The sequence below is a fragment of the Flavobacterium algicola genome, assembly GCF_022399565.1.
Taxonomy (GTDB): domain Bacteria; phylum Bacteroidota; class Bacteroidia; order Flavobacteriales; family Flavobacteriaceae; genus Flavobacterium; species Flavobacterium algicola.
On record NZ_JAJTUT010000005.1, the window covers coordinates 149,042 to 173,075 of the forward strand.

At 34.1% G+C, this 24,034-nt stretch carries 23 protein-coding genes; 18 read left to right on the forward strand and 5 right to left on the reverse strand.

The genetic code is table 11. The features are described from left to right. The first annotated feature begins 3 nt into the window (after positions 1-3). The 5 genes from LXH21_RS16130 to LXH21_RS16150 all read left to right on the forward strand — a co-directional run bounded on the left by LXH21_RS16130 (position 4) and on the right by LXH21_RS16150 (position 5,277). Entirely contained in the window at positions 4-555 is a 552-nt protein-coding gene (locus LXH21_RS16130) for a hypothetical protein (RefSeq protein WP_239868286.1), read from the forward strand. A gap of 108 nt (positions 556-663) precedes the next feature. Further along, positions 664-1,815 (forward strand): 5-(carboxyamino)imidazole ribonucleotide synthase, encoded by a 1,152-nt coding sequence (locus tag LXH21_RS16135; RefSeq protein WP_239868287.1) that lies wholly within the window; start codon positions 664-666, stop codon positions 1,813-1,815. A gap of 57 nt (positions 1,816-1,872) precedes the next feature. After that, positions 1,873-2,352: a 5-(carboxyamino)imidazole ribonucleotide mutase gene (gene purE, locus LXH21_RS16140; protein WP_239868291.1), complete on the forward strand. Its 480-nt coding sequence runs from the start codon at positions 1,873-1,875 to the stop codon at positions 2,350-2,352. 87 nt (positions 2,353-2,439) lie between these two features. Then, complete coding sequence (locus tag LXH21_RS16145; protein WP_239868294.1) at positions 2,440-3,192, forward strand: hypothetical protein; 753 nt, start codon at positions 2,440-2,442, stop codon at positions 3,190-3,192. Between the two features lie 57 nt (positions 3,193-3,249). Next, positions 3,250-5,277: a M3 family metallopeptidase gene (locus LXH21_RS16150; RefSeq protein ID WP_239868297.1), complete on the forward strand. Its 2,028-nt coding sequence runs from the start codon at positions 3,250-3,252 to the stop codon at positions 5,275-5,277. Between the two features lie 51 nt (positions 5,278-5,328). Here the strand turns inward: LXH21_RS16150 and LXH21_RS16155 are convergent, their stop codons facing one another. Then, on the reverse strand, positions 5,329-6,447 hold the full coding sequence (locus LXH21_RS16155; RefSeq protein ID WP_239868300.1) for an ATP-binding protein: 1,119 nt from the start codon (positions 6,445-6,447) through the stop codon (positions 5,329-5,331). Positions 6,448-6,696: 249 nt separating this feature from the next. Between LXH21_RS16155 and LXH21_RS16160 the strand changes: the two genes are divergently transcribed. From LXH21_RS16160 to LXH21_RS16185, 6 genes are all read left to right on the forward strand, one after another. Beyond that, positions 6,697-7,200, forward strand: coding sequence for a GbsR/MarR family transcriptional regulator (locus tag LXH21_RS16160; RefSeq protein ID WP_239868303.1), 504 nt, complete (start codon positions 6,697-6,699; stop codon positions 7,198-7,200). A gap of 61 nt (positions 7,201-7,261) precedes the next feature. Further along, the gene (locus tag LXH21_RS16165; RefSeq protein WP_317208821.1) at positions 7,262-8,332 is read left to right on the forward strand and encodes a YqjF family protein; all 1,071 of its coding nucleotides are present in this window, start codon (positions 7,262-7,264) and stop codon (positions 8,330-8,332) included. After that, positions 8,329-9,150, forward strand: coding sequence for a DUF393 domain-containing protein (locus LXH21_RS16170; protein WP_239868306.1), 822 nt, complete (start codon positions 8,329-8,331; stop codon positions 9,148-9,150). Before LXH21_RS16165 ends, LXH21_RS16170 begins: the two co-directional genes overlap by 4 nt. Before the next feature lie 10 nt (positions 9,151-9,160). Then, the gene (locus LXH21_RS16175; protein WP_239868309.1) at positions 9,161-10,069 is read left to right on the forward strand and encodes a TIGR01777 family oxidoreductase; all 909 of its coding nucleotides are present in this window, start codon (positions 9,161-9,163) and stop codon (positions 10,067-10,069) included. Continuing rightward, a complete protein-coding gene (locus LXH21_RS16180; RefSeq protein ID WP_239868312.1) occupies positions 10,066-10,254 on the forward strand; it encodes an SRPBCC family protein in 189 nt (62 codons plus the stop codon). The genes LXH21_RS16175 and LXH21_RS16180 overlap by 4 nt, the downstream gene beginning before the upstream one ends. 27 nt (positions 10,255-10,281) lie before the next feature. Continuing rightward, positions 10,282-10,524, forward strand: a complete 243-nt coding sequence (locus tag LXH21_RS16185) for an SRPBCC family protein (protein ID WP_239868315.1) — start codon at positions 10,282-10,284, stop codon at positions 10,522-10,524. Positions 10,525-10,687: 163 nt separating this feature from the next. Here the strand turns inward: LXH21_RS16185 and LXH21_RS16190 are convergent, their stop codons facing one another. Both LXH21_RS16190 and LXH21_RS16195 read right to left on the reverse strand, forming a co-directional pair. Further along, entirely contained in the window at positions 10,688-11,317 is a 630-nt protein-coding gene (locus tag LXH21_RS16190; RefSeq protein WP_239868318.1) for a class I SAM-dependent methyltransferase, read from the reverse strand. Between the two features lie 126 nt (positions 11,318-11,443). Continuing rightward, a complete protein-coding gene (locus LXH21_RS16195; protein ID WP_239868321.1) occupies positions 11,444-12,364 on the reverse strand; it encodes a UbiA prenyltransferase family protein in 921 nt (306 codons plus the stop codon). A gap of 1,260 nt (positions 12,365-13,624) precedes the next feature. On the opposite strand from LXH21_RS16195, the gene LXH21_RS16200 reads away from it, so the two are divergent. The 7 genes from LXH21_RS16200 to LXH21_RS16230 all read left to right on the forward strand — a co-directional run bounded on the left by LXH21_RS16200 (position 13,625) and on the right by LXH21_RS16230 (position 21,965). After that, positions 13,625-14,257 (forward strand): ATP-binding cassette domain-containing protein, encoded by a 633-nt coding sequence (locus LXH21_RS16200; protein WP_239868323.1) that lies wholly within the window; start codon positions 13,625-13,627, stop codon positions 14,255-14,257. A gap of 251 nt (positions 14,258-14,508) precedes the next feature. After that, the gene (gene gcvP / locus LXH21_RS16205) at positions 14,509-17,358 is read left to right on the forward strand and encodes an aminomethyl-transferring glycine dehydrogenase (RefSeq protein WP_239868326.1); all 2,850 of its coding nucleotides are present in this window, start codon (positions 14,509-14,511) and stop codon (positions 17,356-17,358) included. A 246-nt stretch (positions 17,359-17,604) separates the two neighbouring features. Continuing rightward, positions 17,605-18,663, forward strand: a complete 1,059-nt coding sequence (locus LXH21_RS16210; RefSeq protein ID WP_239868329.1) for a 3-oxoacyl-ACP synthase III family protein — start codon at positions 17,605-17,607, stop codon at positions 18,661-18,663. Positions 18,664-18,941: 278 nt separating this feature from the next. Next, a complete protein-coding gene (locus LXH21_RS16215; RefSeq protein ID WP_239868332.1) occupies positions 18,942-19,466 on the forward strand; it encodes a methyltransferase in 525 nt (174 codons plus the stop codon). 64 nt (positions 19,467-19,530) lie between these two features. Beyond that, positions 19,531-20,379: a glycosyltransferase gene (locus tag LXH21_RS16220; RefSeq protein ID WP_239868335.1), complete on the forward strand. Its 849-nt coding sequence runs from the start codon at positions 19,531-19,533 to the stop codon at positions 20,377-20,379. A gap of 78 nt (positions 20,380-20,457) precedes the next feature. Continuing rightward, a complete protein-coding gene (locus LXH21_RS16225) occupies positions 20,458-21,207 on the forward strand; it encodes an MlaE family ABC transporter permease (RefSeq protein WP_239868338.1) in 750 nt (249 codons plus the stop codon). Further along, entirely contained in the window at positions 21,204-21,965 is a 762-nt protein-coding gene (locus LXH21_RS16230; RefSeq protein WP_239868341.1) for an ABC transporter ATP-binding protein, read from the forward strand. The genes LXH21_RS16225 and LXH21_RS16230 overlap by 4 nt, the downstream gene beginning before the upstream one ends. Before the next feature lie 104 nt (positions 21,966-22,069). Here the strand turns inward: LXH21_RS16230 and LXH21_RS16235 are convergent, their stop codons facing one another. Both LXH21_RS16235 and LXH21_RS16240 read right to left on the reverse strand, forming a co-directional pair. Next, positions 22,070-23,347, reverse strand: coding sequence for a DUF445 domain-containing protein (locus LXH21_RS16235; protein WP_239868344.1), 1,278 nt, complete (start codon positions 23,345-23,347; stop codon positions 22,070-22,072). 75 nt (positions 23,348-23,422) lie between these two features. Beyond that, entirely contained in the window at positions 23,423-24,025 is a 603-nt protein-coding gene (locus LXH21_RS16240; protein WP_239868346.1) for a SprT-like domain-containing protein, read from the reverse strand. Positions 24,026-24,034: the final 9 nt, after the last annotated feature.

Genomic DNA, 24,034 nt, shown 5'->3' on the forward strand with positions numbered 1-24,034 from the left:
AACATGAGAACCAAATTGCAGTTAAAACTTGACCACGTTAGTGCTTACAGAGAAAATCGACTTGCAATGGCTCAATTTGTTTTGGAAAATAAAAATCATTTTGAGGAATTACTTTCAATTTGCTTTTCTCCATCAAATAAAAATAACCATAAAGCATGTTGGATTTTAGAATTTGTAGCTTACGAAAAGTTGGAATGGCTTGTGGATTACTTAGATTTCTTTTGTCGTAACTTAAAGAATATTTCGAACGAAAGTGCCATCAGACCTTTGGCAAAAATTAATCAATTGCTATTACAAGCGCATTATTCCCAGTCACAAACGAATATTTTACTAGCCGAAAATCAATTACAAGACTGTGTTGAAGTTAATTTTGACTGGTTAATTTCGGACTCCAAAGTCGCCACAAAAGCTTACGCCATGCGCAACTTATACATCTTAGGAAGACAGTATGACTGGATTCATATTGAATTAAAAACTATAATCGAAAAAGATTATGCTACTCATTCGGCAGCATACAAAGCAGTGGCTCGCGAAATTCTGAAGAAAATAAAATAGCATTTTACAATTTGACCTATATAAAGTATCTTTGCCACAACGAACAATAGTACAATGACAGGAGTATAGCAACTGCATTTGACCGTTGATAAACAATAACTAAAACAAATGAATTATTTTTCTTCTGATTTTAAATTAGGTATTCTAGGTGGTGGACAACTTGGGAAAATGTTATTATTTGACACTCGTAAATTTGACATTCAAACTTACGTTCTAGATCCGAGCGCTGATGCTCCTAGTAAAGTAGCATGCAATGAATTCTTTCAGGGAGATTTAATGGATTTTGATACTGTCTATAATTTTGGAAAAAAAGTAGATGTTTTGACTTTTGAAATTGAGCTGGTAAATCTTGAAGCTCTTGAAAAATTGGAAGCAGAAGGACTGCCTGTCTATCCTTCGCCAAAAACCCTACGTCTTATTCAAAACAAAGGGATTCAGAAAGATTTTTATTTACAAAAAAATATACCATCTGCTCCCTACACTCGTTTTGCAGACTTAAAAGCACTGCAACATGCTGTAGAAATGGAAGAAGTATTAATTCCGTTTGTGTGGAAATGCACCGAGTTTGGTTATGACGGAAATGGTGTAAAAGTAATTCGTGCTACCACTGACTTTGAAGGAATGCCGAATGTTGAGTGCATCGCTGAAGAAATGATTCCGTTTAAAAATGAACTGGCCGTTATTGTCTGCCGCAACCCATCTGGAGAAATTAAAACCTACCCTGTGGTCGAAATGGAATTTCATCCTGAAGCCAATCAAGTAGAATATGTAATTTGTCCTGCCCGTATTGATGCTGCCGTTGCCGAAAAAGCACGAGCAATTGCTTTGAATGTTTCTGAGCAGTTTAATCATGTTGGTTTACTTGCCGTAGAAATGTTCCAAACAGAGGACGACGAAATCCTTATCAACGAAGTAGCTCCTCGCCCACACAACTCTGGACATTACTCGATTGAAGCGAGTTACACCTCACAATTTGAAAATCATTTGCGTGCAGTACTCGATTTACCTCTTGGAAATACCGAAAGCAAAGTAGCTGGCATAATGGTGAACTTAGTCGGTGAAGAAGGATTTGAAGGAGATGTAGTCTATGAAAATATTGAAACGATTCTAGGTTGGAATGGTGTTACGCCACATATTTATGGTAAAAAACAAACCCGACCTTTTAGAAAAATGGGGCACGTGACCATTGTAAATTCGGACATTAGAGAAGCGAGACGAATTGCTGAGGATGTGAAGAATACGCTAAGAGTTATTAGTTAATACTGCTCAATCTCATCATCTTCCTTAAAAATAATTATAAAATAACAACACAAAAATATGAAAGTAGCCGTAATCATGGGAAGTATCTCAGATATGCCCGTAATGCAAGATGCCATCGATATATTAAAGTCATTTAACCTAGAAGTAGAAGTTGATATTGTTTCTGCCCACAGAACCCCTGAAAAGTTGTTTGATTTCAGTCAAAATGCTCACAAACGCGGGATAGCTGTAATTGTAGCAGGTGCAGGCGGTGCAGCACACTTACCAGGAATGGTGGCATCAATGTCTCCGCTTCCCGTAATTGGAGTTCCTGTAAAATCAAGCAATTCTATAGACGGTTGGGATTCTGTATTATCTATTTTACAAATGCCAGGCGGTGTTCCTGTTGCTACTGTTGCTTTAAACGGAGCTAAAAATGCTGGAATACTAGCCGCTCAAATTATCGGAAGCAGCAACAAAGAGGTCCTAGACCGCGTAATTGCATATAAATTGGAACTAAAAGAAGCAGTGATTAAGGCTTCGGCTAGTTTAAAGTAAAACACAACTAATCTTTAGGTTTTTATTACCTTTTTTTTTAATCTAAATAAGGCTCTTTTTTGTAATTTCAGCTGAAATTAAAATAGCATGAAAAAAACCATTTTAGTATTACTTTTGATTGTCAGCCAGAGTTTCTTTGGTCAAGAATTAAAACAAGAATACCAACAAAAAATAGCCTTCTTTATTGACTGCGTAAAAAATAATAAGAAGAGCGAAATTGCAACCATGATTTCCTATCCATTTGATAGAGAATATCCTTTACCTAAAATTAAATCTAAAAAAGAATTTGTAGACCGCTACGATGAAATTTTTGATGCAACATTTAAGAAACTAATTGTCCAATCTAATCCTAAAACAGATTGGTCAGAAGTGGGATGGCGAGGCATTATGCTCAACCGCGGTGATATGTGGATTGATACAGATGGTAGAATAATCACAATCAATTACCAATCAAAAATTGAGGCTGAAAAGATTGCTGATATCATCAAGTTGAGTAAAAAAGAGGTACATCGGTCACTATCAAATTTTGTAAAACCTATTTGTATAATAGAAACATCTAGATTTAGAATTCGCATCGATGAATTAGACAATTACCAATACCGTTACTCCTCGTGGTCAATTAATCAACCCATGACCGCTACGCCAGATTTAGTATTAAATAATGGCGAATTTATTCGAGAAGGGACAGGCGGCAATCACCGTTACAGCTTTAAAAGAGGAAATTACATCTATGACTGCTATATTTCTGTTCTCGGTACAAAGAACAGCGCACCAGCAACCTTAACAGTTTACAAGAACGAAAAAGAGATCTTGAGACAAGACGCAAAATTACTCAACTAATTTTAATAATCGTTAGCGATAGTTATTATCTAGCGCTTACATGAAAACATATAAAAAATGAACATTTTAACAAAACAGTTCGATACCAAACACAATACAGCTCCATTTTCGAAAATAAAAAATGAAGACTACTTACCCGCTATACTTGAAGGAATCAAATTAGCGAAAGCTGAAATTGATGCCATTGTCAGCAATCCGGAAGCAGCAACATTTGAAAATACAATTGTAGCTATGGACTATACTGGTGATATTCTAGACAGAACTACAAGTGTCTTTTTTAATTTAAATTCGGCTGAAACTAATGACGAGATGCAAAAGATAGCTCAAGAAGTTTCTCCGCTGTTATCTGAATTTAGTAATGACATTACCTTAAACCCTGAACTATTTGCTCGCGTAAAAGCAGTTTATGACGCAAAAGAATCTCTGCAGTTAACGATAGAACAAACTACTCTACTTGACAAAAAGTATAAAGGTTTTTCTCGAAATGGAGCCAATCTACCCGAAGATAAAAAAGAAAAACTACGTGCGATTGATAAGGAATTATCGAAATTAAGCTTGCAATTTGGCGAAAATATATTAGCCGAGACGAATGCTTTTGAAATGCATTTGACAGATGAAAAAGATCTTGCTGGTTTACCTGAAGGAACTATTGAAGCCGCACGTTCTTTGGCCAAAGCCCAAGAAAAAGAAGGTTGGATTTTTACTCTAGACCACCCTAGCTACGTGCCATTTATGACGTATGCTGACAACCGCGAATTGCGTAAGAAACTAGCAATTGCTTTTGGATCAAGAGGGTTTCAAAACAATGAATTTGACAATCAAGAAATTGTTTTAAAAATTGCCAAATTACGTTTTAACCGTGCACAACTTTTAGGATATGCAACTCATGCTCATTTTGTCTTAGAAGAAAGAATGGCCAAAAATCCCGAAAAAGTAATTTCTTTCTCGAATGATATGTTGGCAAAAGCAAAACCTGCTGCATTAAAAGAATTTGAAGAACTGACCGCTTTCGCTAAAAAACTAGACGGAATCGAACAACTCGAAAAATGGGATGGCGGTTATTATTCTGAAAAATTAAAGCAGCAATTATTTAATTTGGATGATGAAAAACTAAAGCCTTATTTTCAGTTGGAAAAAGTGCTGAAAGGTGCTTTTACAATTGCAGATAAATTATATGGTCTTACTTTTACCGAAGTATTTGATATCGACAAATACCATCCCGAAGTTATCACTTATGAAGTGACCGACGAGAAAAAGGATTTGGTTGCCATTTTCTATGCTGATTTTTTTCCTCGAAAAGGAAAACGTAACGGCGCTTGGATGACTTCATTCAAAGCACAATATGTGAAAGATGGCGTTAATGAAAGACCACATGTGTCAAACGTTTGCAATTTCACTAAACCTACTGAAACCAAACCATCACTTTTGACATTTAATGAAGTAACAACGTTGTTCCATGAATTCGGACATGGTTTGCACGGTATGTTGGCAGATACAATTTACCCGAGCTTATCTGGTACTTCGGTATTTTGGGATTTTGTAGAATTACCAAGTCAAGTGATGGAAAATTGGTGTTACGAGCCAGAAGCCTTGGCTTTGTTCGCAACGCATTACCAAACGGGTGAAGTGATTCCGCAAGAATATGTAAATAAAATTAAAGAGAGCGCCAGTTTTCAAGAAGGTTTAGCAACAATGCGTCAATTGAGTTTTGGATTACTAGACATGGGATGGCACGGTCAAGACCCTACCGCAATTACAGATGTTAAAACTTTTGAAACCGAACAATTTGCAGCTACAAAATTATATCCAGAAGTAGCCGAAAACGCTATGAGTACGGCTTTCTCTCATATTTTTCAAGGTGGTTATTCATCAGGATATTATAGCTATAAATGGGCAGAAGTATTAGATGCAGATGCTTTTGAATTTTTTCAAGAAAAAGGAATTTTCAATAAAGAAGTGGCCACACGATTTAAAGAAAACGTACTTTCAAAAGGAGGTACAGAGCCACCAATGGAATTGTACAAACGCTTTAGAGGTCAAGAACCTAAACCAGATGCTTTATTGAGAAGAGCGGGGCTGTTATAAATAATAGAATCCAGATTCAAACCGAAGTAGTGATGCTTCGGTTTTTTTTATTTAAATTTTCAAAAACTCCCTGAAATTATTCTTATTTAGGACCAAAAAGGAAGGGTCGTAAGCGTCGATAAACGACTTAGGTAATTTACTTTTTTTGGTTGGTGACCATTTAAATTCAAAGGCACTTACGGCATCAGCATTGGTTTCAATATAATCAATTTCTTGTTGTGAAGTGGTTCGCCAAAAATACGGTTTTGCCAAACTACTAGTGTAAGACAGCAACTTAACTCTTTCTGAAACCAAGAAATTTTCCCAAAGTGCACCTTTGTCTTGCCTAAATTCGAGCGTATTGAAATTCCCGATTAACATATTCCGTACGCCATTATCGTAAAAATATATCTTACGATTGGCTTTAATTTCGTTTCGAAGGTTTTTACTATAACTATTCAATCTAAAAATCACAAATGCTTTTTCGAGCAAATCGATATAGGTATTCACCGTGTTTTTATCCACACCTACCAATTGTGCAATTTCATTATAGCTTACTTCGCTACCGACCTGAAAGGCAAGCGCTTGCAAAATTTTCTCTAAAACATCTGATTTTCGAATGCCGGCAAAACTCAAAACATCTTTGTACAAATAACTCGAAACCAAATTTTTCAAAACCTCATACTCATTACCAAAATTATTAATTACATCTGGATACATTCCGTATAGCAATCGCAATTCCAATTGTTGTTGGGCTTTGATATAGCCAACATTTTTTTCGAATTCATTCCAAGAAATAGGATACAAGTGATATTCAAATTTACGTCCCGTTAGCGGCTCTTGCGTAACATGATTGATATCAAAAGCTGAAGATCCGCTCACGATCACCTGAACATCTTTAATTTGATCTATAATAATTTTTAATTTCAAACCAATATTCGGAATACGTTGCACCTCATCAATAAACACATATTTATAGTCGCCAATGATACTTTTGAGGGTTTCGGTATTGGCATTCGCCAAAGTTTCGGCCACGACCGAATCATCACCATCCAAAAATAAAAATGGAATATCCTTCAATAAAGCATGAACTAAGGTTGTTTTACCTACTTGGCGAGGCCCAATGAGGATAATCGCCTTGCCTTTATTGAGTTTTTGCTGTAAATTAGCTTTTAAGTCCCTAACAATCATAACTATAAATTTAAAACAAAGGTACAAATCCTTATTCCATTCACCAAATTAATACTAATATTGGTGAATACGTTCACCAAATTTACACTAATATTGGTGAATATGTTCACCAATAATGCCATATAAAAAAGTCAGAAAATAAACTTTCATTTATTTTTGAAAGTTTAAAAACTTTGCATACATTTGTACTATCATAATGAGTATTTATGCAATTGGCATTTTACCATTAAAAAGCAATAAAAGCGACAAATGAAATTCAAAGAAGCAAAAAATAAGTTTGTACAGACCTGGGGAGCACTAGGATCGCAATGGGGAATTAATAAAACCATGGCACAAATTCACGCGCTTTTGATGGTTTCAGCAGAACCGGTTTCGATGGAAGATGTGATGGAAGAATTGCAAATTTCACGCGGGAATGCTAGTATGAATTTACGCGCTTTGATGGATTGGGGAATTGTTTACAAAGAATACAAAACTGGAGAACGTAGAGAGTTTTTCACCGCTGAAAAAGACTTAGACGAATTAGCTGTAAAAATTGCTAGAGAACGCAGTAAAAGAGAAATCAAACCTGCTTTGAAAGTTTTAAAAGAAGTGTCGTCTATCACTGCCAACCAGACAGAAGAAGAAAAACACTTTGTAGATCAAACAACCAAATTATACGATTTTGTTTTAAAAGCCGATAATGTATTAGACAAAATCACGGAATACAAAGACAACTGGTTGACTAAGCTCGTTGTGAAATTCATGAAGTAACAATAAAAAAATTTAATTTAAACTTTCATTTTTTTCTGAAAGTTTAAAAAGAAAAGGAATTATGAAAATACTAAATTTTTTAAACTTAAGCCTCATTGTTGGTATTTTAGCTAATCTCCTACTAGGGCTGCTTGACGATTCTTATTTTCCTAATGCGCTAATGCTAACTCTTTTTATTATGCCTCTTTTTCAATTATTTGTAGGCTTGGTGTGGCTAATTGGGTATAAGGAAAACAAAAGAATACAATTCTATTTTTATGCAGTGATTACTTATTTCTTTGTCTCGTATAGTTCTGTACTTTGGTGGGATGCTGCTGAAAAAACTAATTTTTTGAAAATTATACTGGGCTTTTTATTTTTTGCAACCCCACTTTCTTTATCAATTTATTTCACAGTCATTCTGCATTTATTTTCTAAAGAATTTAGTTTTATGAAAGCGGAATGGAAAAATTTAATCCTTATTAATTATGAAATAGATCAGGAATTGTTAAAGAATTATCTACCAAAAGGAACTGAAATAGAACTATATAATGGGAAATGCTATGTGAGTCTCGTAGGGTTTATGTTTAATAATGTAAAAATATTAGGGGTTAAAATTCCGTTTCATGTCAATTTTGAAGAAGTGAATTTACGTTTCTATGTAAAAAGATTTGAAGATGGAAAATGGAAACGTGGAGTAGTTTTTATAAAAGAGATTGTCCCGAAACCTGCTTTAACTTTTGTTGCAAACACAGTTTACAAAGAACATTACCAAACGTTACCTATGATTCATTCTGTTACTCAAAACGATCAATCAATTAACTATGCCTATGAATGGAAAACCAATGGAAAATGGAATTCTATTCTAATCGAAGCAGAGAAAACAGCAGTGGATATTGCAATTGATTCCGAAGCGGAATTTATCACAGAACATTACTATGGATACACCAAAATAACCGAAACTAAAACTTTTGAGTACGAAGTAAAACACCCTAGATGGCAACAACAAAAAGTCATAAATCATAAAATTGATGTTGATTTTAAGACTACCTACGGAAGTGAATTTGATTTTTTAAAAAATAGTAGCCCAACATCAATCATTTTCGCAATAGGTTCTGATATTAGTGTTGAAAATAAAAGAGAAATAATATGAAAACTTTAGACAACCATACCCTACTTTACGACGAAGATTGCCCAATGTGTAATCTCTACACTGCAGGTTTTATCAAAGCAAACATGCTTGATAGTCAAGGTAGAAAACCATTTGTAAATATTACAACCGAAGAAGAATATTATATTGACTTAGAAAGAGCCAAAAACGAAATTGCTTTGGTCGATAAAGTAAACCAACAAGTGTATTACGGAATTGAAAGTCTTCTCAAAGTCATTGGCAATTCTTTTCCTTGGATGGAGAAAGTAGGTAATTGCAAACCCATTAATTACTTTTTGAAAAAGTTGTACAAATTCATTTCTTACAATCGAAAAGTAATAGTACCTAGCAAAACGAAAGTTGGTGACCAAATCAATTGCATTCCAGATTTTAATACAAAGTACCGATTGTTTTATATTGCATTTGCAACTTTATTTACGGCATTAGTTTTATTTCAATACGCAGAATTGATTGTGTTTTTACCAAGAGCTACTTTCGTCAGAGAACTACTTTTAGCAGTGGGGCAAATTGGTTTTCAAACGCTCTTTATTCGAAAATTTGACAAACAAAAACAATTGAATTACATTGGAAATTTAGTGACTATTTCCGTAATAGGAAGTTTACTTTTGTTACTAGTACTACTCCTAAACCGCTATTTTGAGATAAATGATTATTTAATTTTTGGTTGGTTTGGATTGACCGTAAACTTTATGATCTTTGAACACTATAGGAGAATCAGCTTACTCGAATTACCTAAATATTTAACCCTAACATGGATTTTGTATCGAATACTCGCTTTGGTAATCATCTTAAACTTTTAATTTCAACAACATGAAAAAATTAATCATAGCAGCAGGAACAGGATTTTTAGGTCAAGTTCTAGTGAATCATTTCGAAAATAAATTTGACAAAATTATCATTTTAACACGCGGACAAAGCAGCGTGAGAGGAAAAATTAAATTGGTCAATTGGGATGCCAAAACATTGACAGGATGGGAAACGGAATTAGAAAATGCAACATTGTTAATTAATCTAGCAGGAAAATCGGTGGATTGTCGCTATACCGAAAAGAACAAAAAAGAGATATTACTTTCTCGCATACAAAGCACCAAAGTCCTTAACCAAGCCGTACTTGCTTGTAGAAATCCGCCAAAACATTGGTTGAACTCATCAACCTCAACCATCTATCGTTTTTCATTAGACAAACAAATGAGTGAGGAAAATGGAGAAATTGGCAATGACTTTTCGATGAATGTAGCGCAATCTTGGGAGAAATCATTTTTTAAAACTGTAACGCCAAATACCTTAAAAACTGCTTTGCGCACCTCTATCGTTTTGGGTAAAAATGGTGGTGCTTTTATTCCTTTAAAACGATTAACACGATTAGGACTGGGAGGTAAACAGGGAAAAGGAAACCAATTCATTAGTTGGATTCATGCCGAAGATTTTGCTAGAGCCATTGATTTTATTATCGAAACACAAATGACAGGCGTTATCAATATCGTTTCACCTCAACCTATTTCTAATACAGATTTCATGGAGAAATTACGAAAACAATTGAACGTTTTCATCGGAATACCAACACCTGAGTTCCTCTTAAAAATTGGAGCAAAAATCATTGGAACAGAAACTGAATTGGTTTTAAAAAGCAGAAATGTGATTCCGACCCGACTATTAGAAAACGGATTCGAATTCGAATATAAAACATTAGAAACTGCCTTAAGAAATCTAACAAAATGACAACGATACAACTGTCAACCGTAATTAAGGCACCGATTCAAATCGTTTTTGATTATGCTCTTAATATTGATACACACCAACAATCTGCAAGTAAAACTAGTGAGGTTGCCATAGCAGGAACACCACACGGATTGATCAATAAAGGAGAAACCGTAACTTGGAGAGGTAAGCATTTTGGACTTTAACTAGAACATCAAAGTATTATTTCTCAAATGGAACTATACTTCTATTTTGTAGACCAACAATTAAAGGGTCACTTCAAATCCTTCAAACACCAACATTTCTTTGAAGAAATTGACGGGCAAACTATTATGGAAGATGTGATGCAATACGAAACTCCGTTTGGAATTTTCGGTAGATTGTTTGACAAAATAGTATTGAAAGATCATCTAGCGCAATTTTTACGGAGAAGAAATGATTATCTAAAGTTCGCCTCTGAGAATGAAAGTTCATAATTGCTACCAATATTATTTATACATTGGAAGAACTTCTAGCGGTCAACAATGAACTAAAACTCTTTTGCTCCACAAATAAGCACAATAGATAATATTTATTCTGAACTAAAATCAGTTAAAATACCATACTCTAAAGTTAAAAACTAACTGACGACATTGTGTTTTACATTCCTTTTTGAAAGACAAACGCGTCGATAAAATTACCATAATATTGCTTTCTTTGCACGACTGTATAGTTGTTTTTTAAAAAATAAGGGTACATGGCAACTAATTGCTTCGCTTCAACATTTGCCACTTTTTCGAAAAAAAAATACATTGTTTTTAGCAAATAATATTGCCAACGGCTCGTTGTATGGTTATTACTAAAATCGGTAAACAGCCAAAGTCCGTCTTCTTCTACTATTTTATGTAGCTGCTCAAATACGATTTCAGCTCGATTTCTTGCAAAGTTATCAAAAAGAAAAGCAGTAATTATTACATCGTAAGATTGCTGATCGGTAAATTTTTCTATCGGAAGATGGACAAAAGAAATCCTATTGTTTCTAATTTTTTTTTGTTTGGCTAGCTGGATCATATTAGCCGAAATCTCTACAAAAGTAATTTGTAGATTATCATGACTTTTAGCAATTTCTTCCAAAATCCAACCGGTTCCACCCCCGACAATCAATATTTTTTGATCGCTTTTAATAAAAGACAACTGCTCTTTTTGTGCATTGACCTGAGACTTTAAAAATACAATTCTACTTAAACAATCATACCATGAAGCGATAAAATCATAATTATTAGTTTTCATAGGTACTATATTAACTTTTGAATGGATACGAAATCACTTGACCTCTTACTGAAAGCTCGCTTTGCAGATTTTTATTGCTGTTTATGATATGTTTTTTTTTATTTGCCACTTCGTAAGAACCAAATCTCACCAGTGGTTTTTTATAATTAGCTCTGCTAGAATGCCGCAAATGGCTTTCACTAGAATTAATCCATCAATAATAATTAAATAAAAGAGAATGTTTTTCTTGGTGTACATTAGGAAAGCAACTATAATTGTGAGTAAGAAAGGAATTAAATTAATTCCGATTTTTATAAAACTAAGCTCCTGAATATACCCAAAAACAAGAAAAGAAATCATTCCGATAATTAACAGCGGCAGTAAAATAAAACCAATTGTTTTTTGAATTCCGATTCGAACCACAAAGGTCTTTAGCTCTCTATTTACATCAATTTCATAATCCTTAATATCAAACATTATTGCGTTTACAGTACAAAACATCCAGTTTTGAATAAACAACCAAATCCATAAAAAAGTATTTTCTTCTATAAAATTTGATTCAATGCTTAGCATTATGATTGGTAGAATATTGGCCGTACTTGCCCAAAGAAATCCAATGATAAAAGGCTTTAGCCAACCCGTATTACGCAGATTGAGATTGAAATACGTAGTAGGCAACAAACCATAATACAAAGCAGCAAGACCAAGCATCAAAAACACAATTAGCCAGTAATAGAGTGGCAAATTGACAATGTTCCAAAAATTAACCACAATCTGATAAAATACTATCACAGCACTTATAAGAGCTAGTATAAATTGATTTGTTTTAAGAAATTTGGCATTACTAATGAACCATCTTGATCTTGGGTTGGTAGCGCTTCCAAATTTGATAGCTCCCATATAAGCGTAGTTGTAATAAACTATTGGCGCACAAAAAACTAAAATATAGTATCCTAATGAATTATAAGGAATTCCTAATCTCAAAGTCGCTTCAAGGTTCAGAGCTATGGCTAATAGGCCGATAAAGTAATTTCCGAAAAAGATGAACTTTATTAATTTCAAACTCATGGTAACTACTTTTTTTTTCTGCATTAGCATTAATCCTAATATATGTGATACCAAATAAATTCAATATTTTGAATTTATTTATGCTCAGATGCAATTGAATTTATTTATCAAACTGCACAAAATTGAAAATTAGTTTAATACAATTATAATTTATTCGGGTCGCTCTAATTTCAAATAAAACTAATTTGATATAAAATCATGTACGGCTTAAAATCGATAGATCCCACAAAAATAAGGATTTGCTCAGAATATCAATCACCATACATTAATTTCTACGGAGTTGAACTATTAAATATTATTGTGCTTCATTAATAACCCCTATTTTTAGATCATTTTAAAAAAAAATTATCTAAATAGTGATGTTACAGATTAACATAAAACTAATCGAAATTCGTTTCAGGAAATTTTTACCTCCAAAAGATAAGGCTGCCATAGTTCTATTTTTATGCTTTTATGTTTTCTTAACTTTTATACTGAATTCTTATTATGAGCTAGTTCGCAATTTCATATTCCTATTTTCTATTGAAATTTTAAGTTACCATATTAACCGGAAGGATCTTGAATTTTTAAAATTATATCAAAATTACAAAGTACTACTCTTTACAGAATATTTAATCTACAGCCTTGCTGTATTAGTAGTGATAGCAATTCATCTCGATATTTTACAACTATTTTTATATCTAAGCTTAATTATAGTGTATTTAAACTTGTCTAGAATTTCGTCTAAAAAATTTAATTACCCGTTCCTCTTATTCGATCCCTTCTGGCATATCAGTTTCAGGAAAAATAAATTATGGTTGGTAATTCCTATTCCGCTATTATTTATTTATCTGGGGGTAACACATCAAAATGATAATTTGATAATTGCATCCTTCTTTATAAACGGCATAATTACTAGCAGTGTGTTCTTCAATAGAGATTGGCCCTCATATTTAAAGTCTACCGTGCTCACACCTAAACTTTTCATAGTTAAATCAGTAAAAACTACAGTATTAAATACCTTGATGATTGTTGCCCCAAGTATTATATCATTATTACTATTAAACAAGATAGAGTTACTACTTTTTATTCCATTGTTATTTATTTTCCCGCTGCTTAATATGCTTTTAAAGTATGCTTACTTCACTAATTTATTTTTACAACAAATTTATTTTGTTCTCGCTATCGGCAGTGTTATTCAAATTTATTTAGTCCCCATCGTACTAATTCTACTCCCCTGTTTATACAACAAAGCTTTAATAAATATTCACAACATAAAATATGCTCACAATTGATATAGTCGAAAAAAGATTTAAAGCTAAAACGATACTTAAAGAAGCTGAAATAAAAATTACCAAAAACGGCATTTATGGTATTGTGGGTAAAAATGGACAAGGAAAAACAACCTTATTCAAATGTATTTTGGGATTCGAAAAATACTTGGGAACTTGTACAATTGATGACGAAAAAATCATACTTCAAGATGTCGCATGGTGTCCAGCAGAAGTACCAATTTATGATGAATTAAGTGCTGCAGAATTTAGTCAATTTTACTGTAATTTACTAGATATTAAAAATAGTGCAGCTGCCAATGTTTTTGATGTACCCCAAGATCAATTGATAAAAGAGTTTTCTACGGGAATGAAGAAAAAAGCATATCTCAATGCCGTATTTCAAAAAAAATATAGGTTTTATATTCTTGATGAACCATTTAATGGTTTGGATATCGAAGCCAATTATGCACTCATGAACTATTTGAATAAAGTAGCAGAAACAAGTATTGTCCTGATCTCTTCACATATTCTGGATATTTTATTTAATAATTGCGAACAAATTTTTATTCTAAAAAACACAGCGATTACCATTTTCGAAAAAGATAATTTTAGTAAAATTCCGCAAAAGCTATTTGAATAATAAATTTCTAAGAATAATCATCTTATCTAAACTGTTAAAGCACAAAAATGAATGCTAAAAAACAGTACTTTAAAAGTTATTATGTTTATTTTTGCACAACGAAAAAAAACAAACTTTTTTAGATTTATAAAACAAGCTTGATCTACTTTTAGACAAGTTTGTAAGTGCAAAAGAATTTTAAAAAATTCATTTTGTAATGATTGTAAAAAAAGTTTGTTCTACTTACAGATAAAAACAAATACTATCTACAAATGAAAACAGATGCTTTTGCTTTAAGACACATAGGTCCTGAGGAATCCGACCTAAATCAAATGTTAAATACAATCGGAGTTGACTCTATAGAACAACTTATCTATGAGACACTTCCAAATGATATTCGACTAAAAGCACCTCTGAATCTAGATCCTGCAATGACTGAATATGAATATGCAAAACATATTACGTTATTGGGGAATAAAAATAAGATGTTTAAAACCTACATTGGTTTGGGATACAATCAAGCAATTGTTCCTGCTGTTATTCAAAGAAATGTATTTGAAAATCCAGGATGGTACACAGCTTACACGCCTTACCAAGCTGAAATTGCTCAAGGTCGTCTAGAGGCAATTTTAAATTTCCAAACTACTGTTATCGAACTATCAGGAATGGAGATTGCTAATGCTTCATTACTTGACGAGGCTACAGCGGCGGCAGAAGCTATGGCTTTGTTATATGATGTTAGATCAAGAGAACAAAAGAAAGCTAATGTTTGTAAATTCTTTGTTTCTGAAGAAATTTTACCTCAAACATTATCAGTATTACAAACGCGTTCTACTCCAATCGGTGTCGAGTTGGTTATAGGTAATCATGAAGATTTTGATTTTTCTTCTGAATTTTTTGGAGCTGTACTCCAATATCCTGGAAAATACGGACAAGTAAATGATTATACTGCTTTTATAGCATCGGCTGCTGCAAACGAAATTAAAGTAGCTGTTGCTGCGGATATTTTGAGTTTGGCAAAACTTACTCCTCCGGGAGAAATGGGTGCTGCTGTAGTTTTTGGAACAACGCAACGTTTTGGAATTCCGCTAGGTTATGGTGGACCTCATGCTGCTTATTTTGCAACAAAAGACGAATACAAACGTTCCATGCCAGGTAGAATTATTGGTGTAACAGTAGATGCAGATGGAAATCGCGCATTGCGTATGGCCTTACAAACTCGTGAACAACATATCAAGCGTGATAAAGCGACTTCTAATATTTGTACAGCACAGGTTTTATTATCTGTAATGGCAAGTATGTATGCTGTTTTTCATGGTCCGAGAGGATTAAAATACATTGCAAATAAAGTTCACGCTTCGGCTGTAACTTTGGCAAATACGCTCGAAAAATTAGGTTTTGAGCAAACCAACACCGCTTTCTTTGATACAATTGTATTAAAAGCAGATGCTAAAAAAATCAAGCAAATTGCAGAAGCAAACGAAGTAAATTTCTTTTACCCTGATGATAACACTGTTTCAATTTCACTAAACGAAACTATCGGTTTTGCAGATTTAAATAAAGTTGTTTCCATTTTTGCTGTTGCAAAAGACATAAAGACGATCAGCATAGAAGAACTATCTTCAACAAATCATTTTCCAGAAAATTTAGTTAGAACATCATCATTTTTACAGCATGAAGTGTTTAACAAATACCATTCTGAAACTGCTTTAATGCGCTACATCAAAATGTTAGAGCGCAAAGATTTATCGCTAAATCACTCGATGATTGCCTTAGGTTCTTGTACTATGAAGTTGAATGCTGCTGCAGAAATGTTACCATTAAGTGCTCCTAGCTGGAACAGTATCCATCCTTTTGCCCCTCTAGACCAAGCACAAGGATACCAAGAGATGTTGAAGAAATTAGAAGAGCAACTAAACGAAATTACTGGTTTTGCTGCTACTACTTTACAGCCTAACTCTGGCGCACAAGGTGAATACGCAGGTTTAATGGTGATACGTGCCTATCATGAATCGAGAGGTGATCACCACAGAAAAATCGCTTTAATCCCTTCTTCTGCTCATGGAACCAACCCAGCATCAGCTGCAATGGCAGGAATGAAAGTTGTTGTTACAAAAACTTTAGAAAACGGAAACATTGATGTCGAAGATCTACGAGAAAAAGCAATTCTACACAAAGACAATCTTTCTTGTTTGATGGTTACTTATCCATCAACTCACGGTGTTTATGAAAGTGCCATTAGAGAAATCACTCAAATTATACACGATAACGGTGGACAAGTTTATATGGATGGTGCTAATATGAATGCTCAAGTTGGATTAACAAATCCTGCTACTATTGGAGCCGATGTATGTCACCTAAACTTACACAAAACGTTTGCTATCCCACACGGTGGAGGTGGACCTGGAGTTGGCCCTATTTGCGTAGCGTCACAATTAGCTCCATTCTTACCAACGAACCCAATCATTCCAACTGGTGGCGATAGTGCAATCACAGGTATTTCTGCAGCACCATGGGGTTCTGCATTGGTTTGTTTAATATCCTATGGTTACATAAAAATGCTAGGTGCCGATGGCGTAAAATCAGCAACTGAATATGCTATTTTAAATGCAAATTACATCAAAGAAAAATTAAGTGGTCATTATGAGACCTTGTACTCTGGAGAAATGGGTCGTGCAGCGCACGAAATGATATTAGAATGTCGTCCATTCAAAGAAAAAGGAATAGAGGTTACAGATATCGCCAAACGTTTGATGGACTACGGTTTCCACGCTCCTACAGTATCCTTCCCAGTAGCTGGAACTTTAATGATCGAGCCTACAGAGAGTGAAAACTTAGAAGAGCTAGACCGTTTTTGTGATGCAATGATTTCAATTCGACAAGAAATCGAAGCGGCCACTATTGATGACAAAAATAATGTATTGAAAAATGCACCACACACGTTAGCAATGTTGACAGCTGAGAATTGGAACCTACCTTACAGTAGAGAAAAAGCTGCTTTTCCTCTTGACTATATTTCAGACAATAAATTTTGGCCAAGCGTGCGTAGAGCCGATGACGCCTACGGTGATAGAAATTTAATTTGTAGCTGTGCTCCTATCGAAGCCTATATGGAGAGTTAATAAAAAGACACTAGTGTAAATACGTCCCGAAATTTCGGGACGTTTTGCATTTATTTATTTTTTTAGAATTCACTTTTATACGAAACACTTTTTCTATTTTATCACTAAAATTATAAAAACACAAACAATTGCTCAAAAAAACAATGTTTAAAAGCGCTATCTATTTCAAATTAACAATTATGCATGCATAGTATTTTTTTTCTATTTTTTAGCCTTACATTGCCGTAATTATTTCACAATAAGCTCATGACTATAAAGATAACAGGTTCAGGAAGTTATATTCCTGACAATACAATAAATAATGCCGATTTCTCTGATCACCACTTCTTAAATGAGGATGGTAGCACTTTTAAGTACCCAAACGATGTGATTATTCAAAAATTCAAAGGGATTACTGGAATAGAGAAAAGACGGTATGCAGAAGATGAATTAAACTCTTCTGACTTAGCTTACTTTGCTGCTCAAAAAGCAATCGAAAATGCTAATATTGATCCAGAAACAATAGATTACATCATTTTTGCTCACAATTTTGGTGATGTAAAAAAAGGTGCATTACAATCAGATATGCTACCAAGTTTGGCTACGCGTGTAAAAAATAAACTTAGGATTAAGAATCCAAAATGCGTCGCTTACGATTTGCTTTTTGGTTGTCCAGGTTGGATCGAAGGAGTATTGCAAGCCAATGCTTTTATCAAATCAGGTATGGCAAAAAGATGTTTGGTAATAGGATCAGAAACGTTGTCACGTGTGGTAGATGACCACGATCGTGATTCTATGATTTATTCTGATGGTGCTGGAGCAACAATCATTGAGGCTTCTGATGATGAAACTGGATTACTTGCTTACGAGAGCGCTACATACGCCTACGACGAAGCAGGTTATTTATTCTTCGGAAAATCATACAACCAAGAGCTAGATCCAGACATTCGTTATATAAAAATGCATGGTCGCAAAATTTACGAATTTGCACTTAGTAATGTTCCTGCTGCAATGAAGAGTTGTCTGGATAAAAGCGGACTTGCGATCACCGACGTTAAAAAAATATTGATTCACCAAGCAAATGAAAAAATGGACGAGGCTATAGTAGACCGTTTCTTCAAGCTGTACGATCAACCTACACCAGAGAACATTATGCCTATGTGCATACATGAGCTAGGAAATAGTAGTGTTGCTACAGTGCCTACTTTGTTTGATTTATTGGTAAATGGAAAAATCGAAAACCACGAAATTAATAAAGGTGATGTAGTCATTTTTGCTTCGGTTGGAGCTGGAATGAATATCAACGCCTTCGTTTACAGATACTAGTTTGCATTTTCTTATTAGCTAATCCAGCTATTTACTACAAGTCCAGCCTTAAAAAAGTGTTTTTCTACAACTCACAAAGAGCTTCCTATGGTCGCTTTTATGAGTCAAGAAAAACTACTTTTTTAAGCCTCGGGCTTTTCGTTTCTATCTGGGCTAAAAAACCTCCAGAAAAGACATTTATCACTATATTTGCACAACGAATTTCAATTCACAATTGAAAAATCGGGCATATAACTACTAATCTATGTACGACAAAATCGTCGGTATTCGCAATAACTATGTACGAAAAAACATTCCCTAATAAGCGATTTAAACACACCTTAGAATTTTTACAAAAGCACATCTCTACTTCTGAAACTATTTTCGATTTAGGAGTACCCAATCCATTTTCCAAAATTATGGTTGAGAATGGCTACAACGTAAAAAACACAACGGGCGAAGATATTGACAAAGATCAAAATGCTTTACAAACAGAAGCTTATTCTGTCTTTACCGCCTTTGAGATTTTTGAGCATTTACTTAACCCATATACAGTCTTGCAAAATGTGAAATGTGATAAACTGCTAATTTCAATTCCGTTACGACTTTGGTTTTCACCTGCGTACAGAAGCAAAACAGACATGTGGGACAGACATTACCATGAGTTTGAGGATTGGCAATTAGACTGGTTATTAGAGAAAACAGGATGGAAAATTACAGCAAGAGAAAAATTTACCCATCCCGTTAAAAAAATTGGTTTCAGACCGTTATTGCGCTATTTCACCCCTAGATATTACATTGTTTATGCAGAAAGGGTACGATAAATTTTCAATTCCTACCACTGCATGTTTATAAACCGATGTTAGATTTTCGACAAAAAAAAATAAAATGAACTACTATTTAGTAATTCCTACACATAACGAAGAGGCTTTTATTTCTTTGACATTAAATTCTTTGGTTGCACAAACTTTACCTCCAACAAAAGTCATCGTTGTTAACGACAACTCTACAGACCGCACTGCAGAAATAGTAACCTCATACGCTGCAAAATATCCATATATTACACTAGTAAATAAAAAGTCATCGGCAGTACACATGCCAGGTAGCAAAGTAATACAAGCTTTTCATGAAGGTGAAAAACATATCGATGATAATTATGATATCTTAGTAAAAATAGATGCTGATTTGATTTTTCCGCTTAACTATTTCGAAACAATAATCAATCACTTTAAGTCTGACGACCGCATAGGTATGGCTGGTGGATTTTGCTATATCGATAAGAATGGAGAATTTGTATTAGAAAATCTTACAGACAAAGATCATATTCGCGGAGCTCTTAAGGCCTATCGAAAAGAAACGTACAAACAAATCGGCGGACTTAAACCAGCGATGGGTTGGGACACGGTTGACGAATTACTTTGTAAATTTTACGATTGGAAAGTTGTTACAGATGCTTCTCTAAAAGTAAAACATTTAAAACCTACTGGTGCAAAATACAACAAAACAGCACGTTACAAGCAAGGAGAAGCATTTTACACGCTAGGTTATGGTTTCTTTATAACTGCCATTGCATCTGCAAAATTGGCGATGATGAAAAGAAAACCTCAACTTTTTATAGATTACATTACCGGATTTATAAAAGCCAAAGCTGACAAAGTACCTTTGCTCGTTACGCCAGATCAAGCCAAGTTTATTCGTAATTATCGCTTAAAGAAAATGAAGGAGAAGCTTTTTTAAGCTAAAAATCATTTTTACTAAGCACAAATCTTTAATTACTTTAGACTAATTTTGTAATTTAGCCCATATTCAAAAATTATGATGCTCATTCGATATATATCACAGATAGGGAAATATTTCCTTATGCTTAAGGAAATCTTCAACAAGCAAACCAAATGGTCGGTGATGCGAAACCTTATTTTCAAAGAAATTGACGATTTAATTATTGACTCTCTTGGAATTGTAGCTTTCATCTCTTTCTTTATTGGTGGAGTTGTCGCAATTCAAACTGCATTAAACTTGACTAATCCTTTAATTCCACAATACTTAATTGGATTTGCTACAAGACAATCTGTTATCCTAGAATTTGCACCTACTTTTATCTCGGTTATTATGGCGGGAAAAATGGGTTCTTATATTACATCTAGTATTGGAACTATGAGAGTAACAGAGCAGATCGATGCCTTAGAAGTAATGGGTGTGAATTCAGTTAACTATTTAGTATTCCCAAAAATTATTGCACTTCTATTGTATCCATTTGTAATTGGGATAAGTATGTTCCTTGGTATATTTGGTGGATGGATGGCAAGTGCATATGGCGGATTCACTACAAGTGAAGCTTTTATAGAAGGCGCTCAAATGGATTTTATTCCTTTCCATATTGCTTACGCTTTTATTAAAACGATAATATTTGCAATGTTATTGGCAACTATACCATCATTTCACGGTTACTATATGAAAGGTGGAGCGCTAGAAGTAGGAAAAGCAAGTACGGTAGCCTTTGTATGGACTTCGGTTTGTATCATACTATTTAACTACATATTAACCCAAATGCTATTAGGATCATGATAGAAGTAAAAAACATAGAGAAGTCATTTGGAGAGAATAAAATTTTAAAAGGTATCTCAACGATATTCGAAACCGGAAAAACAAATCTTATTATAGGGCAAAGTGGTTCTGGAAAAACAGTATTATTGAAAAGTCTTTTGGGTATTCATACACCTGAGGCTGGTCAAATATGTTTTGACGGTCGAGTATATTCTGACTTAGAAGATGATGAGAAGCGCGAATTACGTACCGAAATCGGGATGGTATTTCAAGGTAGTGCCTTATTTGACTCTATGACTGTTGCTGAAAATGTTGGTTTTCCCTTAAAAATGTTCACCAAAGACGATAAAGCAAAAATAGCAGAGAGAGTAGAATTTGTATTGAAAAGAGTAAACTTAATTGATGCGCATAAAAAACTCCCTTCTGAAATTTCTGGAGGAATGCAAAAGCGTGTAGCTATAGCCCGAGCCATTGTTAACCGTCCAAAATACTTATTTTGTGATGAGCCTAATTCTGGACTTGATCCAAATACATCTATTCTTATTGACAACCTCATCAAGGAAATTACTGAGGAATACGAAATTACTACAGTTATAAACACACACGATATGAACTCGGTTATGGAAATTGGTGATAATATCTTATTCCTAAAAGACGGACTAAAAGAGTGGCAAGGTAATAAAGAAGAAATATTCTACACCGATAATGAAGCTGTTACAGCATTCGTATATTCCTCAAATTTATTCAAAAAGGTTAGAGAAGCACATCTAAAAGGATAATTTAGAATACAATTTGACAAAAAATAGTAAGAAGTACAGTACGCATTTGCAACTGTACTTTTTTTTTGTCTTTTTTTTTCGAATGTTTATAAACGCTCAAATACTTATTCGAATAATAATTTAATCGATGCGATTACCACTCCAACTAGTCCCCCTACGACTGCACCGTTGAGTCGAATATATTGTAAATCATTACCAACTTTATCTTCGATTTGCGCAACTAGCTCTTTGTTGTCAAGCTTAGCAAGACTGTTTCGTACCATACTCCCTATTTCGCCATGATATTCCGTCATTAAATGCGAAACCGTACCCTTTATCCAATTGTCTATTTTTTGTTGCGTCTCAGGAGAGTTTTCTAAGTCCAGCAGGATAGCATTCAATTTATTGATAACATATTGCATTAATGGTGTATCATCATTTTCCAATTGGTTTGCAAGCGTATTTTTAAAACGCACAAGAAGATTCTGAATTACATCGTCGGTCTCCGCATTCTGAGTAAAGCCATTTATGAAATTATCAATCATTTTACTGCTGGATTCATCTCCAGAAGTCAACTTACTTGCAAAACCTAGAATCCACTGATCGAATTCTGCACGTATTGGATGTTCAGGATTTGATTGGGCTTCGACAATAAATTCATTTGCTTTCTGCAAAAGATCATCTGCAATTAGCTCCAAATCAATTCCGCCTGTAGTTTCTGCCAAATAAATAGTGAATTTCTTCAACATACTCTTTTTACTATATTCCGCAGTTGCAAATTGCAGTTTGTCTAGTAATAAGTTTCTAGTCTCGGGATTTTCAATCGCTTTTGAACTAGCTTGAATCATAAGATCCCATATTTGGTTATGGTCTCCATTTTTAATTGATTTTGCTAGCCATTCTCCTAATACACTTGCCAAGTTCAGTTCTTTCACCTGATTTAAAAACATCTTCTTTAAGCTCGAACCCAAGTTAGGATTGTCTAATTCGTTGGCGAGTTTTAAAACTATTTTTTTTATAACTTCTAAAATTCTTTTTTGATTGTCCTCTTTCTTTAGAAACAGAATGACTTTTTCGGATAGATTAATCTCACTCAGTTTCTCAGAAATAACTTCTGAAGAAAGCCATTTATTGGTTACCAGATCTACAATGCCCTCTGTAAGTTTGTCTCTGTTTTTAGCAATAATGTTGGTATGTTTTTTCACAAAAGGAATCGGAATTTCACGAAATAAGGCACTCACTGCAAACCAATCAGCAAATCCACCAATCGTTGCCGCTTCAAAACCAGCGATCACAATTTTCCAACCTGGATTTGAAAGGACTTGAAGACGCGTCAATAACTCAAACAAGACTAAACCTGAGAAAGCAATTATTAATGATAGGGTTCCTAAATTATTTTTCATTTTTAAAAGATCTACTTTTTTTTATTATAAAGCAGGAATTATTTAATTATTAGACACAATTTACATCTGAAGAAATTAAGCTTGAATAATTTCAACTTCGGCATTTGGGTTGAAAAGATATGTTTTGCCAGAACTTATTTCGATACATTCAAAACGCTTGGTCCGAACGGCAATCTTCTTGAAGACCTTACCATTTTTAATTCGGAACACCGTACCATAGGGTATTTCGAAAACATAATTTACATTGTCTTTTTGTTTATCGAACTGCTTTAAAGCCAAAGATAAAGTTGTATCAGTATCACTACTCGCAGATGGGTTTCGAAAATGTCTCGCAAGTAACGGTAATAATTGTTTAGGAAAAATCTCTGGTCGAATGTAGGGTACCATCAACTGTTGAAAAGTATGTTTCCACTCATTACCATGCGGCTTAATATTTCGACCAAATTTTTCGAATGCAACCAAGTGAGCGATTTCGTGAATGAGGGTGATCAAAAAACGAAAGGGATTTAAACTTCCATTTACGGTGATCTCGTGTTTTCCACTTAATGCCTTCCGGTAATCACCGTGTCGCGTAGCGCGCTCGTTTACAATTTTTAAATGGACACCATGTGTCACAATCAACTCAAAAACTGGCTTGACTGCAAAATCAGGAATGTATTTGGATAACGTTTCTTCCAAAATTTATAA